Annotated in this window: 12 protein-coding genes and 1 pseudogene; 8 read left to right on the top strand and 5 right to left on the bottom strand. The window is 46.9% G+C overall.

Features of this window, described 5'->3' with window-relative positions; all coding sequences use genetic code 11:
- Nucleotides 1-89: 89 nt before the first annotated feature.
- The 5 genes from ACGTIC_RS11440 (at nt 90) to ACGTIC_RS11420 (ending at nt 10,668) form a co-directional block, all read left to right on the top strand.
- A complete protein-coding gene (locus ACGTIC_RS11440; protein ID WP_113855591.1) occupies nt 90-1,235 on the top strand; it encodes a glycerate kinase in 1,146 nt (381 codons plus the stop codon).
- Nucleotides 1,236-1,280: 45 nt separating this feature from the next.
- Complete coding sequence (pyk, locus tag ACGTIC_RS11435; RefSeq protein ID WP_113855592.1) at nt 1,281-3,029, top strand: pyruvate kinase; 1,749 nt, start codon at nt 1,281-1,283, stop codon at nt 3,027-3,029.
- Between the two features lie 23 nt (nt 3,030-3,052).
- Nucleotides 3,053-3,853 (top strand): MBL fold metallo-hydrolase, encoded by an 801-nt coding sequence (locus ACGTIC_RS11430; protein ID WP_113855593.1) that lies wholly within the window; start codon nt 3,053-3,055, stop codon nt 3,851-3,853.
- 571 nt (nt 3,854-4,424) lie between these two features.
- Entirely contained in the window at nt 4,425-4,568 is a 144-nt protein-coding gene (locus ACGTIC_RS11425; protein ID WP_206085064.1) for an ESPR domain-containing protein, read from the top strand.
- Between the two features lie 76 nt (nt 4,569-4,644).
- Entirely contained in the window at nt 4,645-10,668 is a 6,024-nt protein-coding gene (locus tag ACGTIC_RS11420; RefSeq protein WP_257536655.1) for a YadA-like family protein, read from the top strand.
- A 277-nt stretch (nt 10,669-10,945) separates the two neighbouring features.
- Here the strand turns inward: ACGTIC_RS11420 and ACGTIC_RS11415 are convergent, their stop codons facing one another.
- The 3 genes and pseudogenes from ACGTIC_RS11415 to ACGTIC_RS11405 all read right to left on the bottom strand — a co-directional run.
- The gene (locus ACGTIC_RS11415; protein WP_059075463.1) at nt 10,946-11,626 is read right to left on the bottom strand and encodes a DUF2249 domain-containing protein; all 681 of its coding nucleotides are present in this window, start codon (nt 11,624-11,626) and stop codon (nt 10,946-10,948) included.
- 242 nt (nt 11,627-11,868) lie between these two features.
- Complete coding sequence (locus ACGTIC_RS11410) at nt 11,869-12,555, bottom strand: MmcQ/YjbR family DNA-binding protein (protein WP_113855594.1); 687 nt, start codon at nt 12,553-12,555, stop codon at nt 11,869-11,871.
- Nucleotides 12,556-12,719: 164 nt separating this feature from the next.
- A pseudogene (locus ACGTIC_RS11405) lies at nt 12,720-13,826 on the bottom strand (IS256 family transposase); the annotation flags it as partial.
- A gap of 837 nt (nt 13,827-14,663) precedes the next feature.
- Here ACGTIC_RS11405 and ACGTIC_RS11400 point away from each other — a divergent pair.
- Nucleotides 14,664-16,874: an autotransporter outer membrane beta-barrel domain-containing protein gene (locus tag ACGTIC_RS11400; protein ID WP_394542132.1), complete on the top strand. Its 2,211-nt coding sequence runs from the start codon at nt 14,664-14,666 to the stop codon at nt 16,872-16,874.
- Nucleotides 16,875-17,278: 404 nt separating this feature from the next.
- Here the strand turns inward: ACGTIC_RS11400 and ACGTIC_RS11395 are convergent, their stop codons facing one another.
- Complete coding sequence (locus ACGTIC_RS11395; RefSeq protein WP_394542149.1) at nt 17,279-18,181, bottom strand: IS3 family transposase; 903 nt, start codon at nt 18,179-18,181, stop codon at nt 17,279-17,281.
- Nucleotides 18,182-18,189: 8 nt separating this feature from the next.
- Nucleotides 18,190-18,471, bottom strand: coding sequence for a transposase (locus tag ACGTIC_RS11390; protein WP_113855176.1), 282 nt, complete (start codon nt 18,469-18,471; stop codon nt 18,190-18,192).
- A 589-nt stretch (nt 18,472-19,060) separates the two neighbouring features.
- Between ACGTIC_RS11390 and ACGTIC_RS11385 the strand changes: the two genes are divergently transcribed.
- Together ACGTIC_RS11385 and ACGTIC_RS11380 are read left to right on the top strand one after the other, a co-directional pair.
- On the top strand, nt 19,061-19,540 hold the full coding sequence (locus tag ACGTIC_RS11385; protein ID WP_307788810.1) for a low molecular weight protein-tyrosine-phosphatase: 480 nt from the start codon (nt 19,061-19,063) through the stop codon (nt 19,538-19,540).
- The gene (locus ACGTIC_RS11380) at nt 19,530-20,147 is read left to right on the top strand and encodes a class I SAM-dependent methyltransferase (RefSeq protein WP_113855597.1); all 618 of its coding nucleotides are present in this window, start codon (nt 19,530-19,532) and stop codon (nt 20,145-20,147) included. Before ACGTIC_RS11385 ends, ACGTIC_RS11380 begins: the two co-directional genes overlap by 11 nt.
- Nucleotides 20,148-20,248 lie beyond the last annotated feature (101 nt).

Genomic DNA, 20,248 nt, shown 5'->3' with positions numbered 1-20,248 from the left:
TATAACATAGGAAGATCATCCTCTTTTTGCTACACTGTAGGCATAGAGAAATACAGTCTTACGAGTTCGCACATAGAGGAGAGAGTATCATGAAAGTCGTCGTAGCCATTGATTCCTTGAAAAATAGTCTGACTTCTGTTGAAGCTGGCCGGGCCATTGAAGCCGGTATCCGCAAAGCTTATGGCGGTTATCCCGTCCAGGTCATCGTCAAGCCCCTGGCTGACGGTGGGGAAGGAACCGTTGAAGCCCTCGTCGATGGACTGGGCGGACAGCTCCGCTATGCCGGTGTCCAGGGACCTTTAGGGGAAGCCGTGTCCTGTGCGTATGGCTGTCTGCCGGACATGGAGACGGCCGTTATTGAAATGGCCGGGGCTGCCGGATTAGGCCTAGTACCGTCTGCACAGCGCAATCCCCTGCACACGACGACGTATGGTGTCGGTCAGGTCATGGCGCAGGCTATAGAAACGGGCATCCGCCATTTCATCATCGGACTGGGAGGCAGTTCGACCAGTGACTGCGGCGTCGGTATGCTTCAGGCTCTCGGTTATATTTTCCGCGATGCTCAGGGCCAGCCTGTCGGCACAGGCGGACAGGAAGTAGGGCGCATTGCCTCTGTCGATGATTCCCGGGTCCTGCCGGCACTGAAAGACTGCACGTTCGACGTTGCCTGTGATGTGACCAATCCGTTATTCGGGAATTGGGGCGCTGCCTATATCTTCGGGCCTCAGAAAGGTGCGTCGCCACAGGATGTCAACGTACTGGACGATGCCAGCCGGTCCTTTGCCGCCGTAACCCAGATGTATACCGGCCATGATTTCAGCCAGACCGCCGGTGCCGGCGCGGCTGGTGGCATGGGCTTTGCTTTCCTGGCGTATCTGCACGGACGTCTGCGTTCAGGAATCCAGATTGTCCTCGATTCCATCCGCCTGGCCGATGCTGTCAAAGATGCCGATTATGTCATCACTGGCGAAGGACGCCTCGATGCCCAGACGGCCATGGGTAAGGCCCCCATCGGCGTAGCGAAACTGGCCAAACAGTACGGCGCCAAAGTCATCGCTCTGGCAGGATGCACGACGGCTGATGCAGTCGAATGTAACCGGCAGGGTATCGATGCTTTCTTTTCTATCGTCGATAAAGCCATGCCGCTGGAAGAAGCCATGAATAAGGAAACGGCCCTGCGCAATATGACCAACACAGCGCAGCAGGTCTTTAACCTTATCCGTGCTGTCGGCTGACTTAAGATGTCCTAATTGTATAAATTCAAGGAGAATATAATATATATGCTGAAAAAAACAAAGATTGTCTGCACCTTAGGCCCAAGTTCCAATACTCCGGAAATTATCGAAAAGATGATTCAAGCCGGTATGAACGTTGCCCGTTTTAATTTCTCCCATGGTTCTCATGCAGAACATAAACAGCGCATCGACATGGTCCGCGCTGCCTCCCGGAAACTAGGCATCCCGGTTGCATTGCTCCTCGATACGAAAGGCCCGGAAATCCGCCTGGGCAAATTTAAGAATGGTTCGATCATGATGGAAGCCGGCAATGACTTTATCTTGACGGCCCGAGATGTAGATGGCGATGAAACCATTGCCTCCATGAACTATAAAGAATTACCGCGGGACGTCAAAGCCGGCGACCACATTCTCTTATCAGACGGTTTAGTCAACTTAGAAGTTGTCAGCGTCGAAGGCGAAGACATCCATACGAAGATTCTCAACAGCGGCAAGATGAGTAATCGCAAACGCGTTGCCGTACCGGGCATTGCTATTAATTTGCCAGCTGTTTCCGAAAGCGATGCCGACGATATAGAATTCGGCTGCCGTATGAACATGGACTGGATCGCAGCTTCCTTCATCCAGCGCGGCAAAGATGTCCTGACGATTCGCAAGATTTTGGAGAAACACGGCAGTCATATGAAGATTGTCTCTAAAATCGAATGTCAGACAGCTGTCAACAACATCGACGACATCATCAAGATGAGCGACGGTATCATGGTTGCCCGCGGTGACCTCGGCGTCGAAGTACCTGCTGAAGAAGTGCCGATGCTCCAGAAAGTCCTCATCCACAAATGCCAGACTGCGGGCAAGCCGGTCATTACGGCTACGCAGATGCTGGAATCTATGTGCAATTACCCGCGTCCGACCCGTGCCGAAACGAGCGACGTCGCCAATGCCATCTTCGACGGTACGGACGCCATCATGCTCAGCGGTGAAACGGCTGGCGGTCTCTATCCGGTAGAAGCTGTTGAAACCATGGCCCGCGTCGCTGTCTTTACGGAAAGCAACTTCACGCCGAAAGCATATGAAGACGCCAGTTCCGAATCGACGTCAACGACTGAATCCATCGGCAAGGCTGTCGTCAAGATTGCCAAAGACCTCCACGCTGCCGCTATCATCGCCTCGACCGAACGTGGCGGCACAGCTCAGATGATTTCTAAATTCCGTCCGGACTGCTCCCTTATAGCCGTATCGCCGCATGAAGCCATTGTCCGTCGATTGCAGCTCAACTGGGGCGTCCAGGCTGTTATCGGAAAAGAAGCCAGCGATACCGATGCTGTCGTCGATAACGCCATCTTTGCAGCTCTCGACAACGACCTCATCAAAGCCGGCGATCTTGTCGTTCTTACAGCCGGTGTTCCCGTTGCTACAGCCGGTTCGACCAATATGATCCGCGTACAGGTCGTTGGTGACGTCCTTCTCCGCGGTACCGGTATCGGCCGCAATTCCGCTATTGGAAAAGTCTGCATCGCTGAATCGAAAGAAGACCTGGAAAAGAACTTCAGCGACGGCTGCATTCTCGTCCTCCGTTCGGCTTGTGCTGACTTTGCAGACTATATGAAACGGGCCAGTGCCATCGTCTCTGAAGAAGCCGGACTCACCAGCGAATCGGCTATCGTCGCCATTACCCTTGGTATTCCGACTGTCGTCGGTGCAGCTCATGCCTCAGACACACTGGAAAACGGTGAAATTGTCACTGTAGATGCCAGCCGCGGCACCATTTTTCGCGGCGAAGCAAACGCACGGTAGTAAATAACCGGGGAGGGCTGATAATGAATCTGACAATCTTAGGGACGGGAAATGCGACGGTGACTCATTGTTATAATACGTGTTTTGTCCTCGATGAAGGTGATCAATACCTGCTCATCGATGGCGGCGGCGGGAACGGTCTCTTGCAGCAGCTGGAAAAGGCTCATTTGCGCTGGCGGGATATGCGGACGGTCTTTGTCACGCACAAGCACATGGACCATCTTCTGGGGATCCTCTGGCTCATGCGTATGATGTGCCAGTCCTGGCGGCGCGGGACCTACGATGGCGAAGCCATCATCTACGGTCACGAGGAAGTCGTTTCCCTGTTGCACGTGATGGGAAACGCCCTGCTGTCCTCGAAAGACAGTGCTTTCCTCGATGACCGCCTGCATTTCGTTACGGTATCCGATGGGGAGACACAACAGCTTATTGGCCACGACGTGACCTTTTTCGATATCCGCTCGACGAAGGCCAAGCAATTCGGCTTTTCCCTGCAGCTCTCTGATGGTAAACTGACCTGCTGTGGTGATGAACCGTATCAGCCTTGGGAAGAAGGCTATGTCCGGGACAGCAAATGGCTCCTTCACGAAGCCTTCTGCCTCGATGCTGAAGCGCATATCTTTCATCCCTATGAAAAGCACCATTCCACCGTCAAAGACGCCTGTGAAACGGCGGCCCGGATGGGGGTACAGAACTTGATTCTGTACCACACGGAAGACAAGGACCTGACCCATCGCCGCCAGCGTTACTATGATGAAGGACACCAATATTACCAGGGGAATCTGTACATTCCCGATGATTTGGAACTTTTTCGGAACCTGTAAAGAATTTATAAGAATACTATGATGAAAGTAGACCTCAGGGTCTGCTTTTTTGGTACGCCCGGAATGGGCGCACTTTAATGGGTGGAAGTCCTTGGGCCGTCTGGTAGAGGAAAGGCCATAGCTAAGAGCAAGGGTGCCCATCATCAAAATATTGTAAAATATCTCTTTTTGGGGATACTAATTGAAATATAATATTTAACAGAATATTTATTCATAAAACATAAGAATATAAAAGAATTTAAAAATATATAAATATTAAAGAATATCAGCGCATAGATGGTGCGCTGATATTCTTTTTTTGCTATTTTGTATCAAATACAGTTCGATTTATTTTTGCAACTAAAAATCAAAATAAGTGAATATATAGTGCATAATGTACCGTTTTAACGTGAAAAATATCAGCATATTGTTATGATAAACTTATCCTAGTCTTACGAAAATATGAGGAAATATGTTGTGAAATAGAAATATAAATGATAAAATGAAACAAAACATATGTATGAGATAATAAAGTAAAATAAAATAAATTTACTTTATTAATGCATATTTATTTAAAAAGGAGGCGATTATATTGAATAGAATTTATAAGATTATATTCAATCGATCTAAAGGGCAATACCAGGTAGTTTCAGAACTGGCAAAAAATGGCGGGAAAGGATCTGCAAAATCGTTATTGAGAACGATTGTCGGTTATCGGGGGGGGGGTATTTACTAGAACGGTATTAACCGCGTTATTGATGTTTGGGAGTGCCTATAGTGTCCAGGCTGCGAGTGTCCATGACGGTGACTTGTTGAATGGTGGAACTAATATTACGGTAACGAAAGATGATGGAACCAATACGATTACTATATCGGCAGATGGTGTGGCGACCACTACAGAATTGAATACGGTAAAGGCTGTTGTACAGAAGAATCAGGATGATATTGCTGGAAACACTACAAAGATTAGTGGAAATACTGACAATATTACCGCTAACAGTACCGCAATAGCTAACAATAAGGCCGGAATCAGCCAGAATTCCAATGAAATCCAGCAAAATAAAACAGATATTGCAGTGAACAAAAAGGCAATTGCAACTAACAGCGGAAAAATCGACAATAATACGGCCGATATTACAGAGCTAAAAAATGTAAACTCTGCATTGGGACTAGACAAAACGAAACCGGGAATGAAGTACTTCCGTGCTAATTCTACAGGAGAAGACGCTGAGGCTGCGGGAAAAGATGCTGTTGCCATTGGAGTCAGCGCAAAAGCGAATGGTACAGGCTCGGTTGCGCTGGGCGATGATGCCCGGTCTGCTTCCTCGGCTGGAAACAGTATTTCCATTGGCCGGAAAGCTGTCAGCGGCTCCTTTAATGGTATGACCGCTGACGGTGACAGTTCCACTGTGGTCATAGGCGGAGGAAAATCCAGCATATCTATCGGTGATGCGGCCAATGCCCGGGGAAATTCCTCTATTGCACTAGGTGATGGAGCGACAGTTTATAATGATGGGACCAATGCCCAGCTCAACAGCAGCAGCGTGGCAATTGGAACTGAGGCCAGTACGGTTGCTTCGAATCATGCAATTGCGATGGGCAATAACGCTGGTGTAACGAAAAATAGTCATAGTGCCGTGGCAGTGGGAGACAGTGCAAAGGCCGGTGCAGAAGGTGCTTTGGCCTTTGGCAAAAGTGCAGCTGCTTCCGGTGTAGACAGCATGGCAGCTGGAACAGAGGCTGCAGCGACTGGAGCAGATGCCCTTGCTATGGGTAAGAGTGCACAAGCTAGTGGGACCGATGCCGTTGCTATTGGGAACGGAGCCGCTGCTGGTAGCAGTGCTTCTGTGGTTTTAGGTAAAGATGCCAGTGCCAATGCCGTCCGGTCTGTCATACTTGGTCCTGACGCAGGGGTAGGTATGGTAGGGGACGTATTAGGAGCAAAAGGATCCCATGTAGTCATTGGAGACGGTGCCGGCAACAATATTGACGGACAACAGAATATTGCAATTGGATATAAAGCGGGAAGTGATGTCAAAAGCGATCATAATGTAGCCATTGGCTCTGAAGCTGGGACAAATATCGGATCAGGCGGAAACACATCGGAAGGAAAAAATGTCTCCATTGGTTATCATGCCAATAAAAACGATTCCGCTGTATCACGGATTCAGTCTACGGCCCTTGGCAGTGAGACAAACGCTTCTGATGACGCTGTAGCCGTAGGCTATCAGGCCCAGGCGAGCGGAAATGGATCTACAGCAGTTGGATTTAACGCCCAGGCTGCAGATGCAGCCAGTGTGGCTTTAGGGCAGGGAGCACAGGCTTCTGGTGGGAATGTTGCCATCGGCAATGATTCCGTAGCGAATGCCTCTATGATCAGTGGAACCGGATATCTGACGGGGCAGGCAGCCCCTAAAACGGCTGTTTCAGTCGGCAATGCATCGGCTTTGCGCCGCATCACCAATGTTGCTGATGGGGCACTGGATCAGGATGCCGTTACGGTGGCACAGCTCAAAAAATCAATCGACGCTACAGTAGCCCAGGTCAATGCCAATGTTTCTTCGGCAACGGCAAGTGGAGTATATTATGATACGGTCACTTCCGGAGATGGAGACAGCATTACTCTTCGTAATACTGATAATAAAGGAACAAAAATCCATAATGTTGCTGCAGGGACACTGGGGACCGATGCAGCCAATGTAGCCCAGGTCAATGAACTTGTGGATACAGCAAAGACCCATTACTATTCTGTAAAATCTACCAATCTGAATAACTATGACAACGATCTGGCTACGGGTGAGGATTCCATGGCAGCTGGCGTAAGTGCCAAAGCTTTAGGGGACAGGAGTGCTGCCCTGGGAAATAATACTGAAGCGCAGAGCCTTGGCAGTATCACAGTGGGAGCCGGCTATGAAGATCCGGATAACCCGGGCAGTCTGAAACAGACTTTAGCCATCAGCGGTTATCAATATAACACGGCAATTGGGGCTGGTGCTCAGGCTGCCGGAAATCATTCTCTGGCTATAGGGACTTTGGCAACTTCCTCTATAAAAAATGGTGGAAGCAGCGTAGATAAAGCTGTGGCCATTGGCTATTCTGCTGGCGTTTCTGATGACAAAGCCATCGCCATCGGCAGCGATGCCAAGAGCAACAGCAAAAGTGCTTCCGCTATGGGTGATACGGCTCAGGCGCTGGCAGAAAATGCTCTCGCAGTGGGGACAAATGCACAGGCAGAAGGTGTTTCTTCTGGGGCAATCGGCACTAAAAACCGGGTTACGGGAGCAAATACCTATGTTTTGGGCAGCCAGAACAGTACGGCTGCAACAGGTACAGCTGCTGATGTAAGTGCTTCGAATTCGGGGATCTTTGGGAATGAAAACCGAATGGAAGGGGACAGCAATCGCATTGTTGGGAATCAAAACGTACTGAAAATGGAATCCCTTTCCAATAATCCTGCCAACCCGAAAACCTTTGAAAATATTTTTGTAACGGGCAATCAGAATATGGTTACCGGGGATCCGGATACAAGTACAGCAGGCGATGCAGGGAATGTATCTGATATCGTTATTACCGGTTCAAAAAACACCATCCGGGCCAAAAATCAGAAAAACAAGGATTTGACGGATATCCAAATCCTTGGCAGCCAGAATACCCTTGATGCCACGACTCAGAATACGGATTTGTCCAATACCCAGATTTTAGGCAGCCATGTAACAGCAACTTTGGGGAATTCCGTCTATCTTGGCAGTAATTCTGCTTATACTGTATCGGGAGCTACTACGAAAGGAAAGGATGCTTACAGCAGCAACGGAACCTATCAATATGCCGGGGGGACGCCTGCTGGTATTGTAACGGTGGGATCCGTGGGGAAAGAACGGCGCATCCAGAACGTTGCGGCTGGTCTGGTCAGTGTAAAGAGTACGGATGCTGTGAACGGAAGCCAGCTTTACAGCATGACGCGGCCTCTGCGGTTTGCCGGTGATAATTCGACTATTGGAACTGCTTCGGAAGCAGATGTCAATGTACTCCATCGCGGTTCTGATCAGGCTATGTCCCTTTTGGGCGGTGCTGACAGCAGCAATTTAAGTGATAATAATATTGGTGTAGTCGCTGATTCTGCCAATAATACGATGAACGTGAAACTGGCAAAAGATGTGGTTGGGCTGAACAGTATTACATCAAAAACGGTAAACGCTGAGACGGTAAAAGCCGGAGATACAACGATAAACAATCAGGGAGTGGCCATAACTGGCGGACCTTCTGTGACCAAGGAAGGAATCAATGCGAACGGCACGAAAATTACTAATGTGGCTGCTGGTACAGTGGATACAGATGCTGTCAACGTAAGTCAGTTGACGAAACAATCTGCTGATTTAACGGAAAAAGGGTTCGGATTAAAGGATCAGGATGGGAATATCGTCCACAAGTCTCTGGGAGAGGATATTGAAGTTACCGGGGACGGCAAAAATATTTCTACGAAAGTGGAAAACGGAACGATGAAAGTGGTCCTGAACGATGATTTAAACGTGAACAGTGTGACGACCACCGACGCAGACGGAAATCAGACCGTGACCCAGGGAAGCGGCATGACCATTACGAATAAAGACGGAAATAAGACAGTCATTGATGCCAGCGGTATTACGATTACTCCGAAAAATCCTGCAGCCGGGACTTCAGCAGTTTCTTTGACAGAAAAGGGGCTGGATAATGGTGGCAATCAGATTCACAATGTGGCTGCCGGTACTGCTGGAACGGATGCGGTGAATGTCAGCCAGCTGAAAGATGAAATTGCCAAGAACGCCACTAAATTAGTAGACGGAAAAAATACTACCGTTACTGGCACTGGTAAAGCAGAAAATCCGTACATGGTTAATATCAATGACAATCTCAACCTGGGTGAAAAGGGCGAAAATGGCAAAGACGGTTCCATCGGTGTGGCTGGCAAAGATGGCTCAGCTGTTACCATCAATGGGAAAGATGGCTCTATCGGAATGAATGGAAAAGACGGAAAAGATGGACTTACCATGAAATCGGCCAAGGGCCAGGATGGCGTGGATGGTATTAATGGTGCCGATGGTATGACCCGGATTGTCTACGAAGATGATGCACAAGTCGCCCATGAAGTTGCCACGCTCAATGATGGACTGAAGTTTGCTGGAAATACAGGATCTGTAGCTAAAAAACTGAACAGCACCATGACAATCAAAGGAAATGGCACAAAAGCAGATACGGAATACGATGCTTCCAACATCAAAACTGTAGTGGATGCAGATGGAAACCTGGTTATCGGACTGGATAAGAATCTGAAAGCAGATACGGTTACCGTGGGCGGTCAGGGCAAAGACGGCGCTGATGGCATCAATGGAGCTATGGGGGTAAAAGGTGCCGATGGCAAAGATGGGGTTACCATTTCTTCTGTAGGTAAAGACGGAACCAATGGTACGGATGGTCATATTGGCATCAATGGCAAGGACGGTGCTTCTGCTGACATCCATGTTGTCAAAGGTGCGAATGGAGTAGATGGCACCGATGGTTACAATGGTACTGGCGGTATCGACCGGATTGTCTATGAAGATCACAATGGGAATACCCAGACGGTTGCCACGATGAATGATGGTATGAAATATGGCGGCGATGTAGGAAATGTAATCAGTAAAAAACTCAATGGTCAGGTAAATGTAGTCGGGGGCATTACGGATTCCTCCAGACTGACAACGGAAGACAATATCGGAGTGGTATCTGATGGCAGCGATAACCTGAAAGTGCGCCTTTCAAAAGATTTAAAAGGACTGGATACGGTTACGACGAAGACCGTTACAGCAGATACGGGGAATATCACGACGGTTAATGCCAGTACTGTCAACGTGGGAGACACTACCGTAACGACGGGAGGGATGACAATCCAGAATGGTTCTGCCGGTCAGGATATTACCCTCAATAAAGACGGGCTGAATAATGGCGGAAATAAGATCACCCATGTAGCTCCTGGAGATATTTCATCGACCAGTACTGATGCCGTAAACGGGAGTCAGTTATACCGGGCGGAAACACGAATCAGTAAATTAGGAAATCAGGTAAACCGTGTCGGTGCCGGCGCAGCTGCCCTGTCAGGGTTGCATCCGTTGGATTTTGATCCTGATGACAAATGGGACTTCGCTGTCGGTTACGGTAATTATAAAGATGCCCATGCCGTAGCTGTCGGGGCATTTTACCGGCCCAATGAGGATACGATGTTCAGCGTAGGTGGATCCTTCAGCGGAGGAGAAAACATGGTGAATGCAGGAATTAGCTGGAAATTTGGTCAAAAGAGCCATGTCTCCCGCTCCCGTGTTTCTATGGCCAGGGATATGCTGGCCATGAAAGCCCAAATAGAAGTGCTCACTAAAAAACTGGCTGCTTATGAATCGGGGCAAAATGTCAAAGCTGTTCCCAATCCAGCCAATAGCATGATGTTCCCCGATGTACCTGAAAACCACTGGGCTTACCAGTACGTGAAAACACTGGCCGAAAGAGGCTATTTACAGGGATATCCGGACGGAGAATTTAAGGGTGACCGGGCCATGACCCGTTATGAATATGCTGCGATCATTTATCGGGCTTTGCAGAATGGAGCACCTTCTGATGGTGATATGGCTCGCTCCGTGGATGAGTTTGGACCTGAATTGGTTAAAGTGCAAAATATTGACCGCTTCCGCGTAGATCGTATTTCCGGCAAGGACAATGACCGGCATAAGGTAGAACGCGTCCGTATTAATGATAAAGACAATGAAGCTCAGAATGATTATCGTGATGTATATGGATCACATATCCAGAAATCACAAGAAACAGTAAGATAGGTAAAAAGAATGGGGCTAAATGATATGCTTCCCCTATGATGACAGTTTTATTTTTTTACTGTCCCTCATAGGGGGGAGCATATCAAAAACTCATTTTGTTACAGACCCCAATTTGGCAAAAAACAAGAGGAACGCTCAATAAAGTCGAAGAATCATATCGTGAAATAGGGAACTCTTTCTTTATGATGTCGGATTAGGGGACATTGTATTCACGATTCATAGGTATAGCCCATGAAAATACCCTCCTTACCGGGACATCCGGTAAAGAGGGTACATGTTACTTGCATACACCTTTTTTATCTGAAAATTTTTCTCTTAGCATCTGGTTGATTTCGTCTCTCTCTTTTCCCTGTTTTTCCATCTGTTTAATCAGCTTATACGCATGAAACAGGGGAGACGGAGCAATTTCCGAACTGAAGAAGCCGATGCCCATATTCCAGGCCAGTTGTTCAAACACGTCGTCCAGGGCTCTGGAATCCAGCCCGTTGGCATAGGCTTTCAGCAGTTCCCGCATGGCCTGCCGCATCCTTCCGGCACCGACGGCATTGGCCAGAGAGAGCAGGAGCCGGATGTTGTAATCGAGATATCGTTTTTCGCTTTTCCAGGTCATATCCCAAAATTCTACAGCCAGCTCGCCCAGTTTTTCATCGATCATGGGATAATTGGCGATGACTGCCGGCCGTTCCGGCGCATCTTCTACGTTCCCTTTTTCCTCGGTCCGATAGAAATAAGCGTGATACTCATGTTCCGCTGTTTTTTCTGTATAGTGAACATATCCCAGCATTTCCATGATTTCATAGAGGGGAATGGGTTCAAAACTTTGAATGACTTCTATCCCTTCGCCGACGGGGAGCTTTGCCGCCTGTTTTTTCAGCCCATCAAGGAAATTACCGGCAATGCCGCGCACATCAATTTTTTTAAAACTTGCTACTTTATCTTTCCATTCTATATTTTTCATGAGGTCTGCCCCTTTCTGTTGCCTATTCATGATACAGTCATCATAGGCGTTTTTTATTGGTTTCTTTGTCTTTCTGGAATCAGTATATCATGGCCGGGGAGACAAGTATGTTGGTTTTATAACAGAATCTGCTATTCGATAGGGTGGAAAAATGTGATGACTGGTATATCACAGCTTTGGTGATTTCATAATAAAGGAAGTGCAAGACGTAATAATTGTACAATTAGTACTTGTATTCCTCTTTAGTGAATCGTTAACTGATAGCTTGTGTCAATGAACTCCAAGATTCTTTCATCCGGTAAGGTTTCATCCAGCACCACTGAAATCCACGTCTTGTGGTTCATATGATAAGCGGGGTAGATGCCGGGGATGCGGTGAAGCTGTTCTGCTTGTTCAGGTCTGATTTTTACGTTGATGATATCAACTTGACCGGAATTGCCGTCTTTATCCAGCACACCTCTTTTTACATTCATGATGAGGGCGAACCATTTCCGGTTGGAAGAATGACGAAAGGCTCCGTACGACTGATATCGTGCGGAATGATTCCAGGGAAAATCCGGCCTGACCTGAAAGTTGTCCAAAATGGCCTGGGTCAGCCGGTTTGCCTGAGTTGAGGCAAATAGGACATCGCCGCAGCAGGAAGTGGCAATTTCTTTAAGCAGGGACAGATAAGCAGAACGGACCGTATGGACATAGGCGCCATCGGAGGTTTCCTGACGCAACTGATAATATTCATCCTGGGTCATCCGGTCCATGACCTTACCCGTAACCAGCCCTTTTGAGGTAACGGAAAGGATGGCTTTGAAATTCCCGTCAAGAAATGGTTTTTCAAGTATATACGTTTCATTTGTTTTATGAAATCCATAAGCGAGCATCTTACTTTCTATCCAGCGTTTACGGGCAAAGACCGTTTCTTCGATTTGTATCATAATGGTTGCACATCCTTGATTAATTTTTGCCTAATTCATAGATTGTGTCAAGAGTTTTGTGTAAACTTTTCTTCATAGCGTTGTAGCTAAGCCTATGGTTTTGGAAACATATCTAACAGCTCAGCTGTTGCTTCTCTGAAGCCTCTGTGAGCCTTTTCTCCTTACTTGCGGTTGTATTCGCTGTAAAAAGTGCAGACGAACCGTTCAAGGGATTCTTCGTTGGGGAATTGCTCTTTCAGCTTTGCATGATGCTTCAAACCCTTGTTGTTATTTTCAATCAAGTTGGATGTATAGATCGTAGGACGGATGCTCTGAGGGAATTCGTAAAAAGTGAACAGGCTGTCATGGAGTTGGAATACCTTCTTCAGTCGAGGATATTTGCCGCAGAATCGCTCCAGAAAGGCTTCCAGTGCCTGCCGGGCAGCCTCGGCATCGTCTTGATGATATACTTCCTTCAGAACCGCCAAGACCTCCTTCCTGTCCTTCTGCCGGACTAGGCGAGCCACGACTCTGGCCAGGTGCACCCAGCAGCTCTGATGCCTGGCCTGAGGAAATTCCTGTTTCACGGCATCCGGCAGGCCGACCAGGCCGTCAGAGACGAATAACAGGACATCTTTCAGACCCCGTGTTTTCAGCCCTTGCAGCATCTCGGCATAATTAGTTGCAGACTCACTCGGATAGATGGCATAGTCTAGGACTTCCTTGTTCCCTTCCGGCGTAATGCCGAGCAAAACATGCAGCGCTTCCTTGGCCACGCTGTCACGGCGCAGATTCAGGTAGGTGGCATCACAGAAGATGACGGCATATCGCGCAGCAACCTGTCGGGAATGGAAGGCTTGGACTTGCTCGGTGACGGCTGACGAGATATGCGAGATAGTGGCTGGCGAGTAATATCGTCCATACATCTGCTCGATGAGATCTGCAATCTGACGGGTGGTGACGCCGCGCTGATAAAGCTGGATGACCGTAGTCTCCAAAGCATTGGTGTGCTGAAGATAGCGTGGCAACGTGGGCGAATGGAAATCGCCGTTCCGATCTCGCGGGACTTCCAGATGCAACTCTCCATAGCGTGTCGCTAGCGTGCGCTTGTAATAGCCGTTGCGGCTGTTGCCTGTGTTCCAACCGTCCGAATCATGCTTCTCATATCCGAGGAAGGCGGCCAGCTCCGTCTTCAGGAGAGCATTGATGGCGGCTTCCAATTCGGAACGAAAAAGCTCGGTGGTGGCAGGATTGAATAGCGTTTGAATAAATTCTGTGTTAAAATCAGGCATGAGGAACCTTCTTTCCTAGTGTTTGGTTTGAGCACTTAACACTATAAAGGAAATGGGTTCCTTTTACTATACCCATCCAACGTTTACACAAACTATTTTACACTATCTGAAATTAATAAGAATAGGTTGTCAACTCTGCAAAAATATTATATTATATTTGTATAAATATCAGGTATAAAATTTATAATACGGGAAGGAATGTTTGTTATGAAATCGAGATGTAGTTTATCGAAGACAATTGCTTTAGCCCTTATGTTAGGAGTTACGTGGGGGGGGGTAACAACTGTTTCGGTCTTCGCAACAGACGTTGAATCAGACAATTTCTTTAATAGCGCTGATTCTAACAAAGTAATTACGGTAAAAGATGACACGGTGGTAGCGCCTCCTGATAGTGTAAAAAGTATGTCAACGAAAGACGTGGATAACTATTATAGTGTGGGAGGCTATACGATTAATGTACAGGATGGTAAAAGTTTGACATTAAAGAACCTGTATATGAATAATCCTGTAATTACGGGGAATGGTGACATCACTCTTCAGGAAGATGAAGAGTCATTGGTTCATAGTGGCGAAACTGGTAAAAACAATGGACGCTATGGGAATAGCTTACTTATAATCGGACAAGACCAAAAATCTGAAATCCAGGGGAAAAATATTAGCATTATCAATAATAGAACTACTGGATATAACGGTGATCGTAATGGTATTTTTATGGCGGATGTCAAAAATAGTGATCTTGTTATCACTGCAAAAAATAAGGTGTATGTTAAAGGCGGGTATAACGGAATTGCATCAGAAAACGGAACTAGCGGAAATATATCTATAACTGCTGATTCTATGGACATTAAAGCTGATTCATCATATGGTATATTCATGAACGGGGCCAATGAAGTGGACATTAATGTGACGAATGATTTTAACGTAGATGGCTCTAGCGGTATTTCGAATAATGGTAGTGAAGCTATTACGGTCAAATCTACGGACGGGGATACACATATCAAGGCTAGGCTATATTATGGCGCAACAGCTGGAAGTGGTGATGTAAACATTACGGCTAAGAGCAATATTATTGAAGTAGGGGAAGAGACGGGTTTTGTATCCCAGTTTGCCGGTATACGTAGTGGTGGAGCCAATATTAACGTTACTGCTACAGAAGGGGATAATACCATTACGACGGGAAAAAATGTGACTGGTGTTGTCAGCTATTTGAGTGACACGGGAAATGCAACCGTAACAGCAGCTAAGAATAATACCATCACAGCAAAAAGAGATGGTGCGTATGCCGATGCCGGTACTATTACCATTAAAGCTTTAGGTGATGCAAATAAAATTACGGCTGATCGGAATGGATTAATGGCAACGGAAAGGGTAAACAATAAAACACAAAAAAGATACACGGGTACAATTACCCTGGATGCCGCCAAATCTAATACCATCAAAGCGGGCGTGAACGCCATGTATGCGGCGAATGGTGGTGTTATTACTGTCAAATCGAAAGAAGAACGCAGCATGATGGAAGGGAATGTCGTCGCGGAAACAAAGGGCCAGATTAGCGCTGATTACAATACGAGTGATTCCTATCTCTTGGGGACGGTTAAGACATATTATAATGGGAAAACTTATAATGGGAAAACGACGGATTCTTTTACAACGTTGAATTTCCAGAATGGCGGCAAGTGGCTGGTAACCGGTGACAGCAATGTAACGAATGTCGATTTTTCCGACGGCATCATCAATATGACCCAGAACAGCAAGGGCAATGCTCATCAGGTGTCTATTGATAATGCTTTGAACGGCAGCGGCACATTCATGATGGATTTGAAATACCTGGGGAATTCCGTTGATACGTATAAAACTGCATCGGACAGTGATTTCGTTTATATTCACGGCGGCGATGGCAGTACGCAGCAGTTGGCATTCACGCCGGGCGGAGATAATCTCGGTTCCATGCATTCGGGCGATAAATTGTACTTTGCTGAAATCGCCAATGGTGCAGCAAATTTTGCCAGCGATACGGTGACAAACGCCAATAAATCCGGTATCTACGATCAGCAGTTCATGATCAATTCGGAAGGTACATCGTCCAATTACAAGGATTGGTTCATTACCTGTCTGGGCAATACAATCAACCCGAATGGCGATACGCCGATTGCTTCTCACCATGCCGGCTTTGCCCTCTGGCGCGACGATGATACGCTGCTCAAACGGTTGGGCGAACTCCGTTATTCTTCTCCGGATGAACAAGTGGAAGATGGCATCTGGGCTCGTCTGATTGGCAAGAAACTCAGCTATCAGCATTCGGATTACGGCTTTGTTACCCATGCCAAAACACTGGAAGTCGGCTATGACAAGAAGAAACATACTCAGGACCAGAAAGGGACCTGGTGGCGCGGCGTCGCTCTGGGCCATACATGGGGCCGGACTGATTTCAACGGCGGCAGCGGTGATAATGATTTCACAGATTTTAAATATTACAGCACCAATATTCGTCAGCACGATCATTATACGGACTTTGTTGCCCGCATAGGCCGTTTGGATTCAGATTATGACACGACCTATGGTGATCACGCAGATTACAAGAACTGGGCCGGCAGCCTCAGCTTCGAATATGGCCGCAAGAAGAAAATCAACAAGAGAAACTGGTATATTGAACCGCAGAGCCAGTTGACTTACAGTTATATCTGGGGACGCGATTACACGACAAAAAATGGTATTTCTGTTCATCAGGACGATGCAGACAGCCTCGTTGGCCGCCTGGGCTTCGTATTGAGCCGTGAATTTGGTGACAAACGTCCGGATCACAACCGACTCTATTTTAAAGCCTCTGTCCTGCATGAATTCTTAGGCGGTAATGACGATTACCTGTACTATAATGATACGTACCTGCACGACAGTACGGATTTAGACGGTACCTGGTACATCCTTGGCGCCGGCTTCAATGCAGACATCAGCGACAACTGTAACTTCTATTTCGATATTGAAAAAGCATACAATTCGGATATCGATCTATCCTATCGGGTAGAAGGAGGATTCCGTTGGGAATGGTAAATTCCTAAAAAAGTAAATAGGAATCAATAAAGACCAGGCCTGATTAACGACAGCGTAAAACGGGAAGCCCTTTCTCGCTGTAACAAGGCATAATCTATAGCATGAAAAAGAGAAGGGGCTGTGACATAATGTCGCCTTTCAAATCGCAGGCCGCAGGCCGTCAATCTATGAAGCTATGGAGCCGTGAAGCTGTGAAGCTTTAAAGTCGTCAAACGTACTTGGCCGCAAGGCCCGCGTCACAGCATCACAGCTTCATAGCTTTATAACTGTACTCACCACTAATCACTCATAACTGGCCGCAGGCCACATAGGCGCAGCCGTGTGTTCCCTTGGAGGGCAAGGGAAAGGGACCTGGTCCTATGTCAAGTTTGAGTACAAGTTAAATTGAGGTTTTTATCAATCAGTTATCCAGCAATCAAAGCTGCCTTTTTCTTGTAGTTTGCATATAATTTCTCATAGTCATTTGGTGACATATAGTTACAGTGACTGTGAATTCGAACGGTATTATAAAACGTGTTAATGTATTCAAACACCAGCATATAGGCTTGTTGATAATTTTCAATCTTAAATCGATTCAGCCATTCTCGCTTAATCAAGGCGTGGAATGATTCTATGCAGGCATTATCCCATGGATAGCCTTTCTTCGAATAGCTGCGGCACATCTGTGCGGTTTCCTTGATATAGGATTGCGAAAGATATTGACAACCGCGGTCAGTGTGAATTACTACCAGACGGCCTGGATTCCTGGTTTGCTTTGCCGTTTGAAGCATCCTAATAATGCCAGATGCATCCAACTTCCGGGATAAATTCCAGGCAATGATTTTTCGAGAAAATAAATCCATGATACTGGCCAAATACACAAATCCTTCAGTGGTCCAAATATAAGTAATATCGCTGCACCAGATCGTATCTGGTCTTGGCGGATTAAATTGTTCTTGCAGAATATTAACTAATATGGCATCAAAACAACTGCTCTGGGTCGTAACGGTATAATGCTTGACCCAACAAGCACGAATCCCCATCTGCCGCATGTAAAGGCCCACTGTCCTTTCGGAAATACATTCACCTTTCTGTTGAAGCAATTTAGTAATTTTGGGTGCTCCATAGATTTGCTTTGAATCTTCGTAAATGGTTTGAATCTGTTTTTTTACCTCCTTACGGTGCGTAGCTTGTTTGGATAATTTGCGATGACTCCATCCATAGTAACCTGATGTAGAAACGCCCAATTCTGCCAGCACTCCAGATACCGAAAAATGGCGTTTCCCCTGATGGGCTTTTTCGGCTTCCTGTTTGACGCTATGGTAAATGGCGGGGATTATTTGTCTAGAATGCTGATAGCTTTTTTTAAGACATTGATGGCATCCTTGGCATCTCGTAATTCACGTTTCAAACGAGCGATTTCCTTGGCTTTATCAGATGCATAGTTTCCGGATCCGCGATATGGCATTTCCCCATTATCCCGTAATTGCTTTTGCCATCGTGACAGTGTCTGTTGGGAAATTCCTAAATTATGGGCACACCCAATCAGTCCTAAGTCACGATGATCATGGTAATATTGGACAGCATCCATTTTAAATTGTTTGTCGAACTTCGTCATACTAAGGCCCCCTATATATACTTTTATTGTATCACTTTATGGAAAACCTCAGTTTGACTTGTCCTATTTATATGCTAGCATCAAACCGCTTGCGGGTATGGGTTGTGAACGCTGTCTGCAAAGCAAAGTATAACTGCCGCGACAGCCCCCCGTGGGTGCCGTCGCTGATTCAAGTAAAATAAGTTCCTCAAGAAGTGGAGCTGGCCCAGGAACAGCAGCAAAAAGAAATAGAAAACGTCCGGAAAGAACTGGAACAGGTAGGAGAAATTCAGCCTAAAATCATCCCGTTCCGAAATAAGGCGTAACCTATTGAATTGAGAAGGTTCACAGTCAGATTGATTGTGAGCCTTTTTTTGCTGATGAAAGGCATTGAATTTTCTGTTACAATAAAAGAGCAAAAATTTTCTACAGGAAAAATTACGGTAGTACGAATTACTCCTTTTACTACCAATTTTACTACTTAAGGCAGCCGTGTTATGCCATGTTATGCCGAATTATGGATGATTCGGCATAAACACCTCTGATGGGGAAAACCGCAGTAAATCGGCATTTCACGGCATATTTCGGCATAGAAGGGAGCTTAAAAATATTGATAAAGATACTTTTCGTGTGCCACGGCAATATCTGCCGGTCGCCCATGGCGGAGTTTGTGTTCCGGCAAATTGCGGAACGGGCAGGTCTGGCGGATCAGTTTGATGTAGCTTCAGCTGCTACGACGGATGAGGAAATCTGGAACGGTTACGGCAATCCCGTCTATCCGCCGGTAGAACGACTGCTCCGGGCCCATGGTATGGATCCCAGTGAGAAGCGGGCGGCGTTGCTGACGGCTGGCGATTACGATGTTTATGATTATTTCATCGGCATGGATAACGAGAACCTGCGGGATATGAAGCGCATTTTTCACGGTGATCCTCTTCATAAGTGTTCGCTTCTCATGGATTACACAACCAATCCCCGTCCCGTAGCCGACCCATGGTATACGCGGGATTTCCAGCGGACTTGGAACGACGTCCAGGAAGGCTGCCGTGGTCTGCTGGACGTTTTGAAAAGCAGGAAAGATGGCGATTGAGATGGACGAGCAGGAATGGGAGCATATACTGGGTATCAAGACGGCCGGACGAGATGACAGTCAGTCTGATGGGGAGCATCACCCCTATGAACCGACGGATTATTGTGTCCTTGAGCGTCTGGCCAATAGTGGTTATATGGGAAAAAAGAATACACTCATCGACTACGGCAGCGGTAAAGGGCGGGTCAGTTTCTTTCTGGCCTATCAGACGCGTTGTCACGCCATTGGGGTAGAGTATGACTGTCGTTTGTGGGAAAAGGCTATGACCAATAGTCGTACTGCCGTGTCAGGGTGCCGCGTGACATTCGTCTTGAAAGACGCAGCAGTATACGAGGTCCCGACAGAAGCGGATTGTTTCTTTTTCTTCAATCCCTTTGGACTGCATACGCTGAAACTGGTTTTAAAGCAGATGTTTGATTCCTATTATCGTTTGCCGCGGACGATGCGCCTCTTTTTCTATTATCCCTATGAACAAACAGAAGCATTCCTGACACACCATGACGGACTTATCGTCGAAGAGCGGATAGACTGCCGTGACCTGTTTCTAGAAGACGATGACCGGGAGCAGATTCTGGTCCTGCGCCTGCAACCGGATTACCGTGCCTGATAATGCAAGCAAATAGAAAACTCCCTCATATAGCTGCCTGAACAGGCGGAGTATGAGAAAATTTTCTGCTTTTTTATTAGCAGATTACAGCAGAATAAGGA

Origin of the sequence: Megasphaera hexanoica, assembly GCF_043520715.1 — a bacterium.
In the GTDB taxonomy this organism is placed as follows: domain Bacteria; phylum Bacillota; class Negativicutes; order Veillonellales; family Megasphaeraceae; genus Megasphaera; species Megasphaera hexanoica.
The sequence above is the reverse complement of the archived record's forward strand: the minus strand, read 5'-3'. Positions and strand labels throughout refer to the sequence as shown.